The organism is Mycobacterium sp. E735 (genome assembly GCF_001666955.1).
Taxonomy (GTDB): domain Bacteria; phylum Actinomycetota; class Actinomycetes; order Mycobacteriales; family Mycobacteriaceae; genus Mycobacterium.
Window position 1 is genome coordinate 16,657 of the sequence record NZ_LZIX01000061.1, and the last position, 15,805, is coordinate 32,461.

A 15,805-nucleotide genomic window follows, 5' to 3' on the forward strand; every position below is an offset into this window, starting at 1 on the left:
CTCCTCCTCGACGGCATCCTCATCACCGCGTCGCTGTTGGTGGTGCTCGTCATTCTGCCGCTGGGGCGGACGGCTCGACTCGCAGTGACGTTCAGCGTCCCGCAAGTGGTGTTGGCCGCCGCCGCCGGCGTGTATTTAGGGCTTGTCGCCACTGCCTTCATCGTGGTGCGCAAGGCCGAGCCGGGCCGCAAGCTTTCCCCGACGCTGATGATGCTGGGATGGGGAATCATCGCCGCCGCCGGGGTGGTCCACGCCTATCAGGATCATGCGGACCGGGCACCGAACGACCTCGTCGTTCTCGGTTGGGCCGTCGGCATGTACTTTTTCTCGCTGTCCGGTCTTACTTCTCGGCCGGGACCGGAGCCCGACTTCGGGTTTTCGCAACCGTCGTCGCGAGCGGCGCTCTGGCTGCCGTACCTGGCCGTGCTGCTGGCCATTGCCGTTGCCGCCGTGCACTTTTGGCCGGCGTACCGGGGTGAGGCGTTCATCTTCTCGGTCTGCGTGGTGCTGTTCGTCACCACCGTGGCCCGCCACATCTTGCTCCTGGACCGAAAGCAACGCCTCCTCGCCGCGGTATCCGACGCCGCTTTGCGGGACCCGCTGACCGGGTTGGCAAATCACCGCCTGTTCAACGATCGCCTGGCGCATGCGCTTCGCCTCCACGTTCAGCACGACGTGCCCGTCAGCGTGATGACGGTGGGCGTCGACGATTTCAAGCTGGTGAATGACACGCTCGGTTACGACGTGGGCGACGAACTGCTACGCGACGTCGGCGAGCGGATCCAGGCCAACATCAGCGACAGCCACACCGTTGCGCGGATGGGGGGCGACGAGTTTGCGGTGTTGGTCGAGGACCGTCCCGACGTGGCCGAGCAGGTTGCCAACGGACTGGCAAGGTCTTTCGAGGAACCCGTCGCCGTCGAGGATCACCGGCTGGACGTACGTCTGAGCATCGGCGTGGCCTCGGCCGGAACACAGGCCCTGACGCCGGGCGATCTTCTCAAACAGGCCGATGCCGCACGGTCGTACGCCCGGCTGCCCAGCTCCACCAACGTGCGGACGTTCAACTCTGAGATGGACGCGCAGCTCGCCGGGTTGCCGCCGCATGCCGGTGCCATCGCGCGATTGCAACTGCTCGGCGAACTGAGACGGGCCATTGAGAACGATTCGCTGACCTTGCTCTACCAGCCGAAATTTTCCATGTCGACCGGTTCGGTGACCGGAGTAGAGGCGCTGGTGCGCTGGCAGCACCCGCGGTTCGGCGTGCTGGGCCCCGACGAGTTCTTACCGCTGGTCCGCGAACACGGGCTGATACATGTGCTTACCGATCTGGTGCTGACGCGGGCCGTCTCCGACGCTGCCGCGTGGTACGCGGCGGGCACAGCGATCCCGGTCGCAATCAACCTGGGGGCGCCGTCTCTAGACAATGATGCGCTGCCGGACCGCATCATGTCCGTGCTCGCGGAGCGCGGGATGCCGCCCAGTTGCCTCACGATCGAGATCACCGAGGATTTGATGGTGGCCGACTTTGCGAGGGCCCGAACGGTGCTCAATCGTCTTCGTGAAAACGGCATCCGGGTGGCGATCGACGACTTCGGCAGCGGCTACGCCACTCTCACCTATCTGCGCGAACTCCCGGCCGACGAGATCAAGCTCGGCCGGGAATTCATAGCGCCGATCGTGCACGACGACCGGGCCGCCACCATTGCACGCTCGGTCATCGAGCTGGCATCCGCGTTCGGCATCGCCACCGTTGCGGAAGGTGTCGAGGACAGCGCCACCGCCCAGCGGCTCAAGGACTACGGATGCGATGCAGTACAAGGAAATTTCTTCTGCAGCCCGCTGCCCGCTTCCGAGATCTCCTGCGTCTCAGCGAATTCCACGCTGGCCGCACAGTAGTCGATCGGCGCCCCGAGTCATCAGCCCACCACCGAGCGCTCCAGCGAGGCCAGCGACTCGGCGAGGTAATCCTCAGCGAAGATCGGAATCTTGCCCACGCGGTCCCGAAAATCCTGCGATGTGCCGCTCCAGTCGTACGTGAGGGTGACGTCCGTTCCATCGCCGTTGGGGACGAGGTCGTAGCGCCAGAACCAGCCGCCGGCCGTATGGTTGCCGGCGTCGTCGAGCACGCCCGGCTTCCAGCCGATCGAGCGCTCCGCATCGAAGACATCGACCAGGTTGTGCGTGACGTAGTCGCCGCCGGCCTGTGGGAGGAACATGTTCATCGCGAACATCTGTCCCGCGGTGGTGATGGGGTCGGTGTCCACCGCATCGCGGACCCAATCGGTGGGCTCGGTGTTCTGGTGGCGGGACGGATCGGCGAGGACGGCGAAGATCTCCGCCGGGGTAGCGGCGATGTTGCGGGTAACGACGTAGCGTTCAGCGTTCATCGTTGTCTGCACCTGTCCGGGGGCCGTAGGCGGCCGCGATGGCGGGCGAGTCGAGCCACCCCGAGTAGGTGGGCCGTGACGGCCAGCCTTCGGGCGAATCGAGCCATTCCTCTTGGCGGCCCCACGGCAGGATGTCGATCAGCCCGAATGTGTGACTCAGTTGCTCGGTGCCTCGCCCGTTGGTATGCCACGTGCGGTAGACGGTCTCGCCGTCGCGGAGGAACACGTTGACCCCGAAGCCGCCGCCGGGCGGCGCGTCCATGTCGGCGGCGAACGGGCTCTCTGAGGACGAATACCAGTCCATGCGGTTGCCGACCCTGTGCTTGTAGGCGAGAGCTTCTGCGATCGGGCCGTTCGTCACGATGACGAACCGGGCGTCATAGTTGTCCAGGAACTCCAGGCGGGTGAATTGCGACGTAAAGCCCGTGCACCCGCTGCACTGCCACTCCGCGCCGTCGGACCACATGTGGTGGTAGACGATCAACTGCGAGCGGCCGTCGAACACGTCCGCCAGGCGAATCGGCTCGTCGGCGCCCATCAGGGTGTAGTCGGGCAACTCGACCATCGGCAGACGGCGGCGCTGGGCGGCGATCGCATCCAATTCGCGGGTGGCCGCCTTCTCGCGTTCGCGCAGTTCGTCGAGCGCCGCGCGCCAGGTTTGTCGATCGACCACGGGCGGCAGGGTCGTGTGTACGGACATGGGATCCACCTTTGCTCGAAATTCGTCGGTCCGAAAGGTCTGACCCGTGGAGCGTGCAGAATTCATCGCTGCACGCCGCCGACCTCCACCCACCGGCTCCCTCGGCCGGCCTGCCGACCCCGCGCAACCGAGCCCGGCAGTTATCCGGGTCGCCCCGCACTTCGGGCCAAATCAGCTGTCGCCGAACGTAATTGGTCGGCGGAATGCAGCCGTTCCGGAAACCCGACGCGGGTGTAGGCCACCCCGCGCGGAGTGTGTACGCGCAGGTCCAGCCCGTACCGGTCGATGCCGGTGCACACCGCGGTATCGGCGTCCGGATAGCCGCCGAACGCGCGCGCCATCGCCGTCAGGGCGTCGCTGTGGTCGGCGTTGAGGTGCGCCAGGGCCCTCGGCGCGGCCGGCGCGACCGGATCCGGCGCGGCGGCCGCGTACTCGTCGCCGGTTGCCGAGTCCATCCGGCCGTAGCCACCCACCCAGCGCACCCTGCGCACGCTCAGCACCCAGAGGGTGAAGTCGGTGAAGTCGACGTAATGGCGGGCTTCGGGCACCGCGTTCAGGTAGGCGGTCCGAGCCGCGCCTTGGTCGTCGGCAAATGGGGGAGCGACCCTGCCCGCCAAGGTGATGCGGCCGCCCGCCAGCGGGTCAGGTTCGGCGGCGGGCGCGACGATGGACAGGCTCGCCCGCGGGTCGGCGGCCAGGTTGCGACCATGTTCGGCGAGGTTTGACACGCACAGCACCGGAGCCCCGCCCAGCAATCCATAGGCCACCAGCGACGCCCAGGGGTCGCCGTCGGGGGTTAACGAGGCCAGCGCGGCGGCGTTGGTGGCGGCCGCGATGGTGCGGGCCTGCTCCGCCGCCGATGGCCGCGTGGGGTTGGTCGGCGGCCGAAGCGGCGGGGGCGCGGAGGGCGCGCCGTCGGGGTCGCCATGGTCGCGAAGTGCCACGACCGCGAGGCTACTAGCCGGCGCGTGGGCGCCTCAGTCGATCGGCCGCCAGCCGCCGAGGACAGCCTCGCGGTACCAGCCCGATCGGTTGCGAACCTGGACCCCGAGACGGTTTTGGGCGTTGACTCGGCTGTCGATGATGTGGCCGTCGTCGACGTAGATGACGACGTGCGAGGCGCGGCTCGCATCTCCGTTGGGGTGCAGATAGATCAGATCTCCGGGCCGGAACGGACCTTCCTGCGGGACGCGGCGGCCCATCGGACCAGCGGTGCCGTCGGCCTGCTCGTGGACATCGCCGCCGAACTTGATGCCGAGACCGTAGTTGTAGACCCAGGCGGTGAAATTCGAGCAGTCCAGACCGCGGCCGGGATCCCAGGCGGTCAACCCCTGCGGGGCGTCGGGGTCCGGATTCTCTCCGAGCGCGCCGGCATAGGTCGATGTTGGTGGCTGCCAGCCGGGGATGTGATGGTGGCGGTATTGCAGGCCCAGCGGGTTGCCGGGGGAGTAGACGTAGCGCAGGGCGACGGCAAGGACGCGTTCCCGTCTCCAGGTGCTTGCATCACAACGCGCGTCTTGCGGGATATCCGGCGGCGGCAGGGCGACGGACCGCGGGCCCCATCCTCGGTTGAGGTAATGCCCGTCGGCGTCCGTGCGATACCAGTCGCCGGGAGGATCTTGCGTTTGCGGCAACCCGTCGCGGCTCGCGAAATCCGCTGTCAGGGAAGCCTTGTCGCATGCGAACGGGTAGGCGAACTCGTCGTTGTCCGCGTGAGATCGCCCGCCCGCCAGAGAAATAGCGATCACCGCAGCCGCTGTGCAGAGCATGGTCAACAGCGCCCGGGAACACTTCACGGAGTCACGCTACAACAGCGCCACACGACGCATTTTCCATTCCGGCATCGCATTACACCGCATCGCCGACGTGCGCGATCGGCTGCGGGCCCAACGACGGGTATTGACCTTTGTCCCCGGCTTCGTTCGATAATGCACATATCACGAGAGGAGGCCCGCGATGAGGACGGTCATTCGGCATCTTGTGGTCATCGCCATGATGGCATTCGCGTCGATGGCAGCCGTGACGATCGCGACGCCGGCCGTGAGTTCGGCCGACTGCGGCGCCGGCGAATGGTGGGACCCGACGGGCAAGGTTTGTCGACCCCTCGGGGTCGGGCCACAACCGTTGGCATGCGACCCGGGCCAATGGTGGGACCCGACGGCGAATGTGTGCCGGCCCCTCGGGGTCGGGCCACAACCGCTCGCTTGCGACAACGGTTGGTGGTGGGATCCCGGCGCCAACGAATGCCGCCCACCGGTGGTACCGCCGGCCGGCTAACGCGGCCTTCGCGCCTGTGCAACGGCGGCCGGTAGCTTTCGCCGCATGAACGACTCCGTTGTGGTGAGGGTCAAGCCCGGCAGCCGTAAGGGACCCCTCGTCGAGGTGGGTCCCAACGGTGAGCTGACGATCTACGTCCGCGAGCCGGCCGTCGACGGGAAGGCCAACGACGCCGTCACTCGGCTGTTGGCGGCCCATCTCCAATTGCCCAGGAGCCGGGTCGAATTGATCTCCGGAGCGGCGTCACGGCTCAAACGCTTCCGCGTAAATCCTTGAGGCGCGTAGGCGCGCGTCACATATCGCTGTCCTATCCCGTCTAGCGACCAGAGAGTACGACGGATGTCGGGAGGACGACACGATGAATCGCTTGAGTACGCCTGCGCAGGTCTATCTGATCGCGGTGACAGCGGCCGTGGGGGCGGTCACGGCCGGAATCGGGATCTGGTGCCTCGTCGATCCGGCTTCCTTCGCCGATTCCGTTGGTTTCGCTACGCACCGGCACTTCTTGCATGACGTGGGTGCGTTCCAGCTGGGCCTGGGCGTCACGCTGCTACTCGCACTGATCTGGGCGGACGCGCTGGCGACGGCGCTCGCCGCATTTCTGGTGGCGAACACCGTGCACACGGTCAACCACATCGTCGACCTCGACGTCGGTGGTTCCACCACGCAAGCGTGGGTGCTCGGTGGGACGTCGGCCGCCCTGCTCGTGGCGTTTGTGCTGCGGTTGCGCCAGCTCGGCCACGTGCTGGGCTCCGTGAGCACGGCGACCAGTCCGATGCTGGCGCCGTTTGTGCGTCAAAAGACCATCAGCCTCACCACCTTTCGCAAGGACGGCAGGCCCGGCTCCAGCCCGGTCAGCATCGTGGTGGACGGGGACCGCGCCTACTTTCGCAGTTTCGAACGGGCGGTCAAAGTGCGCCGCATTCGCCGTAACCCAAATGTCGAATTCGGCCCGGCGACCGCGTCGGGCAAGCCGACGGGATCCGCGCTGGCCGGCCGCGCGCGTCTGCTGGAGGGGGCCGAATACCAGCATGCGGCGCGTCTGCTCCGGCGGAAATATCCACTCCTGCATGGCGTGCTGGTGCCTTCGGCGCACCGGCTGATGCGGTCCAAGTTCGGCCGAACGATCCATGCGGAGTTGACTCCGATATCCGATTCCGTTGCCGGTCAATAAGTTCGGTTGTCACCGCGAGCACGGTGTCGGCGGGAGGTCCCGAGCGTTGCCCCGGCGTTCCGGGAGACCGTTCGGGGCCCGGCGTGCCGGTCAGGCGGCGATACCGTCCAGTTCGGCGATGTCCTCGGCGGTGAGGCGCAATCCCGCGCCAACGACGTTCTCACGCAAGTGCGCCCTTGAGGAGGTGCCGGGGATGAGCAGGATGTTCGGAGAGCGCTGCAACAACCAGGCCAGCGCTACCGATATCGGCGGGGCCCCAACCGGGCCGCGACCCTGGCAAGCGCCTCGGACTGGAGGGGCGTGAACCCGCCGAGCGGAAAGAAGGGGACATAGGCGATGCCGTCGGCTGCGAGGCGGTCGATCAGGTTGTCGTCGTCACGGTGGGCGAGGTTGTACATGTTCTGCACACTTACGATCGGGGCCATCGCGCGCGCCTCGGCGACTTGGTCATCGGTGACGTTGCTGAGGCCGAGGTGACGGATTACGCCCTGCCGCTGCAGGTCGACCAGCGTCTCGAAAGCTGCGGCGATCGGCTCGGGTCGAACGCCTTGGGCATCGCCCATGCGCAGGTTCACCAGGTCGAGGACGTCGACCCCGAGCGCGTCGATGTTTTCGTGGACCTGCCGGCGCAAATCCTCCGGCCGCCTTGCCGTCGGCCAGCCGCCCTCCGCGTCACGGCGTGCTCCAACTTTCGTCGCGATGAACAACGAGCGCGGGTAGGGATGCAGCGCCTTCGCGGATGAGTGTGTTGGTAATCCGCGGTCCATAGGCGTCGCTGGTGTCGACGTGGGTGATGCCGAACTCGACGGCTTCGCGCAGCACAGCGATGGCTTCGTCCCGGTCGGCCGGCGGCCCCATGACCCACGGCCCGGCCAATTGCATTGCGCCGTAGCCGAAGCGGGTGACGGTCGCGTCGCCCAACGTCCAGGTGCCTCCGGGCAACGGGGTTGCGGGTGCATTCATTCGCAATCCTTTCGTGGCGGGTGGCGGCTCAACCGCGGTATCGCGTGGCCAGCTCTGGACTTTGTGCGGCGAAAGCCGCGAGGTCTGCTTGAAAAACGGCATCGAGCAGGTTGGTGTCCTCTACGCCTGGGGCGCAGACGGTCTCGCCGAACTGCAGCCCCCGCAAACTCGCGGTGACGACGTCGTCGGCGCTCATCCGGGGCAGCGCGCTGACGTCCATGTCCTGGCGCTCGTGAAACTCGGTTGCCACCACGCCAGGGCACACCACCTGCACCACGACGCCGGTCCCTTCGAGCTCAGCGGCGAGGGTTTGGGACATCGCGACGAGGTGGGCCAGCGTCCCCGCATAGACGGCGCGGCGGGGCATCTGGGAATGCGGCGCGGGACCGCTGAAGGCGATCATCCCCGCCATGTTGACGATCGCGCCTGTACCGCGCTGCTGCATCCCACTGATTGCGGCGCGGGTGAGCATCGTGGGGGCGAGGACCTTGACGTTCACCAGTTCCCTGGCCTTGCTCGCGGGCAGTTGGGCCAGCGGCATGTAGTGGGCGACCCCGGCGTTGTTCACCAGCAGGGTCAGGGGTTCGGTGGTGCAGATCTCGGCCACCCGGTCGACGTCATCGCTATTGGAAAGATCGGCGACGACGGTTCGGACCTTGACCTCCGGGTGAGCATCGACGAACGCCGCCAAGCGCCGCTCGCGCCTGCCCATGATCACCAGGTCGTACCCGTCAGCGGCCAGGCGTTCGGCATATGCCCTGCCGATGCCCGAGGTGGCCCCCGTGATGAGTGCGAGCTTGGTCATGTCACTGCCTCCTTGCGGGCGGCTGTTGCGCACAACGCCACGCCCTCCGATCGCCGGCTCGCGCCGAGAAACGCTGCGATGCAACGTCATACGGGCGAAGCCTCTTAAAATGCTTCAAGTTCTAAGCAGTTACCCTCGGGCATAACTCGCTTCGACATCGAAGCATGCCCGGTTTTGGCGTGATCCCCACCACAGGCGCCAGAGTCCCGTCGGCTCGTCCTCGAGGACACGCGGCGTCCGCCGCTTGACTCAGCGTGACGGTTTCCCGCCGCCGGTGAATCGCCCGACGAGCAGTTCGAGCCGTTCCGCGTCCTGCCCGGGACGCAGTCGTCCGGTACGGGAGAGAGTGACTAGCCCGTGCAGGGCAGCCCACAACACTTCGGTGAGCGCGTCAGCCTGCTGCTCATCGGCGACCAGGCGTACCGCTTGCCGCAGTTCGGCAAAGCCTGCCGTGAGCTCCGGGGGAGTTTCTTCGTCGGCGAAGCGCAAGGTGGTCGCGCGGGTGAACATGGCGTCGTATACCGCCGGATTGTCCCGGGCGAAGTCAAGGTATGCCTGCGCAACTCGGGTAAGGACATCGCCGGCCGCTCCCGCTCCCGAACGGGCGTCGCGGATCGCGTCGGCGAGCTCGCCAAACCCGTCGACGGCCACGGCGTCGGCGATTTGTTCCATGCCGGCGAAGTGCTTGTACAGCACCGGCTGGCTGTATTCGATTTCGGTCGAGAGCCGACGAGTGGTGACGGCATCCCAGCCTTCGGCCTCGGCCAACCTGCGGGCCGTCGTCACGATCAAACTCCGCCTTGCGGCCCGCTCCCGCTCACGCCGATCCTCGATAGCCATACCCGATGGTAGCACGACTAGGAAAACTAGCGACGCTATTGACACGCTTTCGTCCGAGGGTTAGCGTCGCTAGCAGTGCGAGTAGAGGGAGTCAAGACATGTTCCAGCTCAGGATCTACACGCTGCGATCACCAGGCGCGCTGCAGCGGTATGCAACGGTGCACTGGGCACGCCACGTGCCCACCTTCGAGAGATTCGGGATCGCCACCCACGGCGTGTGGACCGAGCGAAGCGGTGGCGCCAACCGACTCGTCGCGTTGATCCAATACCCAGCGGGTGCCGACCCCGAGGACCTCACTCGACGCGTCATGGCCAGCCCGGACTTCGCCGCCGACATGGCCGGCTTCGACGTCGGCGACATCGTCGATGTCGAGACGAAATTGCTTGAAGCAATGCCATTTTCACCAATCCGCTAGAAGGGGTATTCGACATGACCGTTACCATCATCGGCTATTCGCTCGCCGGACTGCTCGCCGCGGGCATCATCTTCATCGGGGCGCGTTTCCTGCTCGGACCGCGCGTCGCCGCCGCCGGCTATGGGGTACTGCCCGATCTCGACCAGCCGGGCGCGGGCGCCTACCTGAGCGTCAAGGGCGTGCGCGACATCGCGACAGGACTGTTCGTCATCATCCTGATGGTCGCGGGCACGCCCCACCTGGTTGGCTGGGTTATGTTGGCCGCCACCATCATTCCATTGGCCGACGCGGCAATCGTGTTGCGCAACGGCGGCTCCAAGTCGATCGCCTGGGGCGTCCACGGCGGCACCGCCGCCGTCATGCTCGTCACCACCGCGCTGCTGCTGGTGTCCCGATGAGAGCCGATCTTTTCTCACCGCCGGGAAGCGCCGGATACCGGGCCGCGACCAACCCGCACAACGCAACGGTGCTGCAGCGCCCCGCGGCCGTGGCTCACCCGCGCAGCACCGAAGAGGTCGCCCAGGCCGTACAGTGGGCCGCCCAGCGCAATCTCGGGGTCGCGGTCCAGGCCAGTGGACACGGGGGCGGGCGCACCGATCGAATCCGATCGGTTGCTGGTGGACACCTCCGGGTTGAACACGGTGCGCATCGATACGCAAGCCCGTGTGGCCCGAGTCGGTGCGGGCGCAACCTGGGCAGCGGTCAACGCAATTGCCGAACGCGACGGGCTGCTGGGACTGGCCGGCACCTCGCCCACGGTGGCCGTCGCCGGTTACACGTTCGGGGGAGGGGTCGGGTTTTTGACCCGCCCGTACGGGATGGCCAGTTCGGCGCTGCTGTCCGTCGACTACATAGATGGCAACGGGCAGATGCGGCGGGCGGCGGAGGACGCGCCTGACGCCGCCGATCGCGGGGCGCTGTGGGCTTTTCGAGGCGGGGGCGGGGTCGGGGTGGCCACTGCGTTGACCGTCGAACTTGTTGCGCCCCAGGACCCGTGGGCCGGCTACCGGCTGTGGAGCATTGACGCGCTTGGACCTGTCGTCGATGCCTGGGCGAGTGCCATGAGCCAGATCGGTGATGCGCTCTCCACCAGCCTCAGCGTGCTGCGGACCCCGCCGGGTGCACCGGCGTTCCCTCCTGCGCTGCAAGGCGTTCCGGTTGTGCATCTGGCGTTCGCGTCACCGCAGGGCGCCGATGCGGCCGCCCCGCTGCTGCGCGCCCTCGAAGCCGCACCGGCGCCCGCGGTGAACAGCAACTGGGCGCGCGCCGATGCAGCCCGGCTGGCCCAAATCCACCTCGACCCACCCAATCCGGTTCCGGCGCTGGGCATCGGAAGGTGGCTGGGACCTCATGCGGTGGACGTGGCAGCCGAGGTGTTGGGCACCGCGGCCGCGCCCGATTCGCCGGTAGCGGTGGTCGAGTTCCGAAATCTGGGCAATGCCGCACCCACTCGCGACGGGGCGATGACCGCGGTGCCCGGACCTTTCCTGCTGCACGCGGTCGGTCTCGCTGCCGACGCCGCCTCGGGTGCTCGCACCGAGCGGGGGTTGGCAGAGGTTCAGGCCACCGCGATGAGGGCCGACATCGGGCTCGCCGCAGCGTCGTTCGCCGACGGCCGTGCCGCGGTCGAGGACGGGCTGGACCGCTCGGGGTTACAGCGTCTGGTCCGGATTCGCACCGCCGTGGACCCCGAGCGCCGACTGGCCCCGTCGCGACTGCTCGCCGCCGCGAATGATGCGTCACGCGGCAAGGGCGACGGCTAGACCGGTTCTATTCTGCCCCAACGCGATTGGCGATAAGCACCCTGATGGCGCGCCCCTCGCCGTTCGACCGTAGCCGCTTTACCCCGCCGCGACGCCCAAAGGCGGTCCAACCGTGGCTGCCGGAACGCATCCGGTCGCCGTTACCGCGGTGAATGCGAGGATCGCCGCAACGACGACCTTCGTGACCAGACGTGACATGACGGCCTCCGCTCATCCGACCCCCTTGTCAGAACTATAGGTCGAACGCGCCACTATTTCAATCACTGTTGAAATATTCCCGATCTCCGGGCATAGTTCGAAGCGGGTTCGAGGGTTTACAGCACGAGCGCTGAGGCGAACGAGTTTGACTGCTCTATCGTGGCTTTCCTGGCGCGCGCGAGGGCAGTCGCCGGTACGAAGCGTCCATGATGGCGATGCCAGGGAGAAGGGGAGTCACGTGACGTCGAAGGTTCCGCCGGTCAGTGTCGCGCGAGCCGTCGAACGGGTCCGCCACCAGTTGTCGCGGCTGCGCCAACGCTCCGCTCCGCCCGCGGCGGTGATGATGGAGTTGATCCTGAACGCTTGGGTCGCGCAAGCGATCACGTCCGCAGCGGACCTTGGCGTGGCGGATGCCCTGGCGGGCGGCCCGCTGTCCGGCGACCAGCTGGCAGACCGGATCGGCGCCGACGCCGACGCCCTGAGGCGGCTCATGCGCGCGTTGATCGGCATCGGGATCTTCCGGCAGCGCCGTGACGGGCGCTATGCGCTCACCCCACTGGGGGACACGCTGCGCACCCACGCGCCCATCTCGATGTCCGGGATGGCGCGGTGGGTCGGATCGCCGCAGCATCGCGAGCACTGGAGCCACCTGACCGATGCGATCCGGACCGGGAAGGCGGTCATCCCAGAGCTTCGCGGCAAACCGGCCTTCGAGTACCTGGCCGAGGAAGGGGAGCTGGCGGAGATCTTCAACACGGCCATGACCAATGTGTCCGAATTCGCGACCGTGCCTTTGACGGCCGCCTACGACTTCGATGCCTTCGGCACGATCGTCGATGTCGGCGGCGGACACGGTCGACTGTTGGCGGCGATCCTGCAGACGGCTCCGAATTCGCGCGGGGTGCTGTTTGATCTTCCGGAGGTCGTGGCGGGCGCCCCGGAGTTGCTTCGCAAGTACGGTGTCGACCACCGCGTCCGGATCGAAAAGGGCTCGTTCTTCGATTCCGCACCGGAGGGCGGCGACGCGTATGTGCTCAAGAACGTCATTCACGACTGGCCCGAGGACGACGCGGTGCGCATCCTCACCAATGTCCGCGCCTCAGCTCGCGCCGGTGTGCGCCTGTTGCTCTGCGAGTTCGTCATTCCCGAGCACGACCGCGACTTCCACGGCAAGTGGGTGGACCTCGAGATGCTGGTCGTCGCCGGCGCTCGCGAACGCACCGCGGACGAATACGGCCGGCTGTTGGACCAAGCCGGTTTTCGCTTGGCTCGCGTCGTCGAGACCGTATCTCCGCTCAGCATCATCGAGGGAATCGCGGGGTAGCCGAGGCTATGCGGCATCCCGCACTACCCAGGCACAGATTCGTCTCGCGCCAGCGCGACGCACTGCCCGAGTTCCCTGACCGGATGGCCATCTGCCAGGCCTTCAGGCGATTCCGCCTCATCTTTGCTGCAAAACTCTTTGAGGTTTCCCTGGCATAAGCGATAACGGTCCCAGCGCCGCCCTGTTCTGCCAAGATCTACACGTCATACCGCGGGCTGGAGGGGGCGCGTTGCGGTTTTTGAGCCGCCGCATGGGTTACGGGCTGTCGGCTGTCGTCGTTGCTGCGGCAGCATTCAATGCGCTCGGGTTGTGGGGGGTGGCGACGGCACAGCGGGCGCAGTTCGTTCTTGAAGCGATGTTGTGCGTTGTGGCGCTACTCGCCGGGCTGGTTGTCGTTCGACGGGTAGCCGCCCGTGCACGATGGTGGCGCGTGACCCTGCTGGCAGCCATCGCCACCTTCCTCGCCGCCGAGGCCCTATCCCAGCGAGTCCGGGTGGCCGATATCGGCGCGACGGCGCCAACGTCCGCGGTCGTCGGCTATTTCGTTGCCGGCCTGCTGTTCGGCGCGGCGATACTGCTGCTGGTACGGTCCGGTGACGGAGCGCTGGCGCGAACGTGGATGGTGGGACGGCAGAACGTAATCACCACCGCCCTTGATGGACTGCTGGCGACTCTGGCGTTCTTCCACCTGGTCTATGTCGCCCGGCTGGGGGCCATGCACGGAGCCGCCTTGCCACGGTCGACCAACACCGCAGTCGTAACCGGTATCGCGGTAGTCGAGATCGTCGTGGTGGTGAGCGCCCTGCTTCTGGCGATGTGGTATCCGCCGTATCGGCCGGGCCGGACCAATTACATGCTGCTTGCCGCCGCGGTGATCACCCTGACGTCTTCGGACCGGCTGCTGGCCTACCTTCGCAGCGTCGGAGTGACGCAACTGGACTTGTGGGTCGGCACCGGATTCGTCATCGCGCCGCTGCTGATCGCATGGAGTTTGTTGGATTTTCCGCCACGCGCCCGCCCCGAGCACGAAGAAGAGATACCGATCAACTGGGCGCAGCTCACCCTGCCGTACGTGGGATTCATGGGCAGCACCGCTCTCGTCACTTTCCACGAGCTCATCGGACACCAAGTCGATCCCGTCTTCATCGGCACGTATGTTGCGATGGCCGTGCTCGTCTCGACCCGCTACCTGGTGGCGATGCGCGTGCAGCGGACGCTCACCGAACAGCTCATCGACGCCAAAAGCCGCCTCGCTCATCAGGCTCATCACGATCCGTTGACCCACCTGCCCAATCGGTTGTTCTTGGCGCAGCGGCTGAACGAAGCCATACGCGATGGACCGTTCGTACTGATCTTCGTCGACATCGACGATTTCAAAGTGGTCAACGACCGATTCGGGCACGCGGCCGGTGATGAGCTGCTCTGCGCGATCAGCGGGCGGCTCAGGGATTGCCTTGGCGCCGACGACACACTGGCTCGTGTCGGCGGAGACGAATTCGCCATCCTCATCACGGGTGTCGTGGACGCCCCCGAACTCGTCGCCGATCAGCTGCGGCTTGCCCTTCGCAGCCCGTTCTCGGTACACGGCACGTCGGTGCGGGTGCGTGCCAGCATGGGCCTGGTGAGTCCCGGATGCGACGGTCTGCCTCGTACCTCCGATGATCTCCTGAGGCAGGCCGACATCTCGATGTACACCGGAAAGCGGCTGGGCAAGGACACCGCGGTGGTCTACCGGCCGGCGTTCACCGAGGCCGAGGATTTCCCGACGGCGCTCCGGCAAGCGAACGGTGGTGCTCCACAAGGCTTTCGGCTGAAGTACCAACCGATCGTCGGCCTGCCGGAGGGCAACCGAGTCGCCGTCGAGGCGCTTGCCCGCTGGACCACACCGAGCGGCATCCAGATTCCTCCCCAGACCTTCGTGTCCCTGGCCGAAGCCAACGGCATGGGGGCGGAACTCGATGCCCTGGTACTCGATCGAGCCTGCGCGGACATCAACTCGTCCGGCATCGCACTGGACGTTCACATCAACATCGGTGCCGCGCGATTGGGCAGCGTCGATTTCGAACGGGTGATCAGCCGCACGCTCGACCGGCACGGGCTGCCGCCGCAACGCGTCGTCCTGGAGATCACCGAGACGGTGCCCATTGTGGACCTCGCCGACGCCGCGGCGGCCATCAGGCGACTCAATGGCCTGGGCCTCAGAGTGGCCCTGGACGACTTCGGCGCCGGGTACAACTCGCTGACCTATTGGCACGAGTTGCCGGTGCAGATCGTGAAACTCGACCGCGGGCTGGCGACAGGTGTCGAGCCGGGACGTAACCTCACGCTGTATCGCTCAGTCATCGGGCTCTGTGAAGCCCTGGGCCTCAAGGTTATTGCCGAGGGAATCGAAACCGCTGAGCAGGCTGAGACAGTCTTCATGGCCGGATGTGGCCTGGCGCAGGGCCATCTGTTCGGTCGGGCCGCCGACCTGAGTGACTTCGTCGCGTCTTAGCCGCTTCAGCTCGCGTCCGTCGGTCCGAGCTCACACGCCCTGCTCGAATGCGGACTTTCGGAGCCAGCGGTCGATCAGGACGCGATGAACGAGAGCAGATCCGGGTTGAGCACATCCGCGTGTGTGGTCAGCATGCCGTGCGGGTAGCCGGGATAGGCCTTCACGGCGCCGTTCTGAAGGAGGTCGACCGCCCGGGTGTGGAACCGTCCGAGGCGGTCATCGCGAACTGGTGGCGTCAGGGCATGTCCGGCAGTGCCCAGGCTCACTACGAGACGGTGGTGTCCTGGCTGCAGGACTACTCCGACGAATTGCGGGCGATCACCGTTCCCGTCCTGGTCATGCACGGCGACGACGATCAGATCGTCCCGTTCGCAAGCGCGGCGCCCCGGGCGGTCGACCTCCTTCAGAACGGCGCCGTGAAGGCCTATCCCGGCTACCCGCACGGCATGCTGACCACACAC

General features: G+C 66.6%; 15 protein-coding genes and 2 pseudogenes. 10 read left to right on the top strand and 7 right to left on the bottom strand.

The window, feature by feature from the left end; translation table 11 throughout:
• The first annotated feature begins 111 nt into the window (after positions 1 to 111).
• Positions 112 to 1,899: a bifunctional diguanylate cyclase/phosphodiesterase gene (locus A5704_RS04785; protein ID WP_197504936.1), complete on the top strand. Its 1,788-nt coding sequence runs from the start codon at positions 112 to 114 to the stop codon at positions 1,897 to 1,899.
• Positions 1,900 to 1,919: 20 nt separating this feature from the next.
• Here the strand turns inward: A5704_RS04785 and A5704_RS04790 are convergent, their stop codons facing one another.
• From A5704_RS04790 to A5704_RS04805, 4 genes are all read right to left on the bottom strand, one after another.
• Complete coding sequence (locus A5704_RS04790) at positions 1,920 to 2,390, bottom strand: SRPBCC family protein (RefSeq protein ID WP_067887623.1); 471 nt, start codon at positions 2,388 to 2,390, stop codon at positions 1,920 to 1,922.
• A complete protein-coding gene (locus tag A5704_RS04795) occupies positions 2,380 to 3,090 on the bottom strand; it encodes a DUF899 family protein (protein ID WP_067887627.1) in 711 nt (236 codons plus the stop codon). The genes A5704_RS04790 and A5704_RS04795 overlap by 11 nt, the downstream gene beginning before the upstream one ends.
• Before the next feature lie 140 nt (positions 3,091 to 3,230).
• Positions 3,231 to 4,034, bottom strand: coding sequence for a HugZ family protein (locus tag A5704_RS04800; RefSeq protein ID WP_067887629.1), 804 nt, complete (start codon positions 4,032 to 4,034; stop codon positions 3,231 to 3,233).
• Positions 4,035 to 4,067: 33 nt separating this feature from the next.
• Entirely contained in the window at positions 4,068 to 4,886 is an 819-nt protein-coding gene (locus A5704_RS04805; RefSeq protein ID WP_156669983.1) for an NlpC/P60 family protein, read from the bottom strand.
• Between the two features lie 160 nt (positions 4,887 to 5,046).
• On the opposite strand from A5704_RS04805, the gene A5704_RS29050 reads away from it, so the two are divergent.
• The 3 genes from A5704_RS29050 (at position 5,047) to A5704_RS04820 (ending at position 6,541) form a co-directional block, all read left to right on the top strand.
• Positions 5,047 to 5,367: a hypothetical protein gene (locus A5704_RS29050; RefSeq protein ID WP_067750745.1), complete on the top strand. Its 321-nt coding sequence runs from the start codon at positions 5,047 to 5,049 to the stop codon at positions 5,365 to 5,367.
• A 45-nt stretch (positions 5,368 to 5,412) separates the two neighbouring features.
• Positions 5,413 to 5,643 carry a DUF167 domain-containing protein gene (locus tag A5704_RS04815; protein WP_067750748.1) on the top strand — a complete coding sequence of 77 codons (231 nt, stop codon included), beginning with the start codon at positions 5,413 to 5,415 and terminating at the stop codon, positions 5,641 to 5,643.
• An 82-nt stretch (positions 5,644 to 5,725) separates the two neighbouring features.
• Positions 5,726 to 6,541, top strand: coding sequence for a PPOX class F420-dependent oxidoreductase (locus A5704_RS04820; RefSeq protein ID WP_067750751.1), 816 nt, complete (start codon positions 5,726 to 5,728; stop codon positions 6,539 to 6,541).
• A gap of 90 nt (positions 6,542 to 6,631) precedes the next feature.
• Here A5704_RS04820 and A5704_RS04825 read toward each other — a convergent pair.
• From A5704_RS04825 to A5704_RS04835, 3 genes and pseudogenes are all read right to left on the bottom strand, one after another.
• A pseudogene (locus tag A5704_RS04825) lies at positions 6,632 to 7,504 on the bottom strand (oxidoreductase).
• Between the two features lie 28 nt (positions 7,505 to 7,532).
• Complete coding sequence (locus A5704_RS04830; RefSeq protein WP_067750754.1) at positions 7,533 to 8,309, bottom strand: SDR family oxidoreductase; 777 nt, start codon at positions 8,307 to 8,309, stop codon at positions 7,533 to 7,535.
• Between the two features lie 249 nt (positions 8,310 to 8,558).
• The gene (locus A5704_RS04835) at positions 8,559 to 9,149 is read right to left on the bottom strand and encodes a TetR/AcrR family transcriptional regulator (RefSeq protein WP_067750760.1); all 591 of its coding nucleotides are present in this window, start codon (positions 9,147 to 9,149) and stop codon (positions 8,559 to 8,561) included.
• A gap of 98 nt (positions 9,150 to 9,247) precedes the next feature.
• On the opposite strand from A5704_RS04835, the gene A5704_RS04840 reads away from it, so the two are divergent.
• The 6 genes and pseudogenes from A5704_RS04840 to A5704_RS04865 all read left to right on the top strand — a co-directional run.
• Positions 9,248 to 9,565 carry an NIPSNAP family protein gene (locus tag A5704_RS04840; protein WP_067750763.1) on the top strand — a complete coding sequence of 106 codons (318 nt, stop codon included), beginning with the start codon at positions 9,248 to 9,250 and terminating at the stop codon, positions 9,563 to 9,565.
• Positions 9,566 to 9,579: 14 nt separating this feature from the next.
• Positions 9,580 to 9,963: a DUF4267 domain-containing protein gene (locus tag A5704_RS04845; protein WP_067750766.1), complete on the top strand. Its 384-nt coding sequence runs from the start codon at positions 9,580 to 9,582 to the stop codon at positions 9,961 to 9,963.
• A 174-nt stretch (positions 9,964 to 10,137) separates the two neighbouring features.
• The gene (locus A5704_RS04850; RefSeq protein ID WP_067887631.1) at positions 10,138 to 11,328 is read left to right on the top strand and encodes an FAD-binding protein; all 1,191 of its coding nucleotides are present in this window, start codon (positions 10,138 to 10,140) and stop codon (positions 11,326 to 11,328) included.
• Positions 11,329 to 11,764: 436 nt separating this feature from the next.
• A complete protein-coding gene (locus A5704_RS04855) occupies positions 11,765 to 12,850 on the top strand; it encodes a methyltransferase (protein WP_067887633.1) in 1,086 nt (361 codons plus the stop codon).
• A 430-nt stretch (positions 12,851 to 13,280) separates the two neighbouring features.
• A complete protein-coding gene (locus A5704_RS04860) occupies positions 13,281 to 15,344 on the top strand; it encodes a bifunctional diguanylate cyclase/phosphodiesterase (protein ID WP_231968793.1) in 2,064 nt (687 codons plus the stop codon).
• A gap of 185 nt (positions 15,345 to 15,529) precedes the next feature.
• Positions 15,530 to 15,805 (top strand): annotated as a pseudogene (locus tag A5704_RS04865) (alpha/beta hydrolase); the annotation flags it as partial.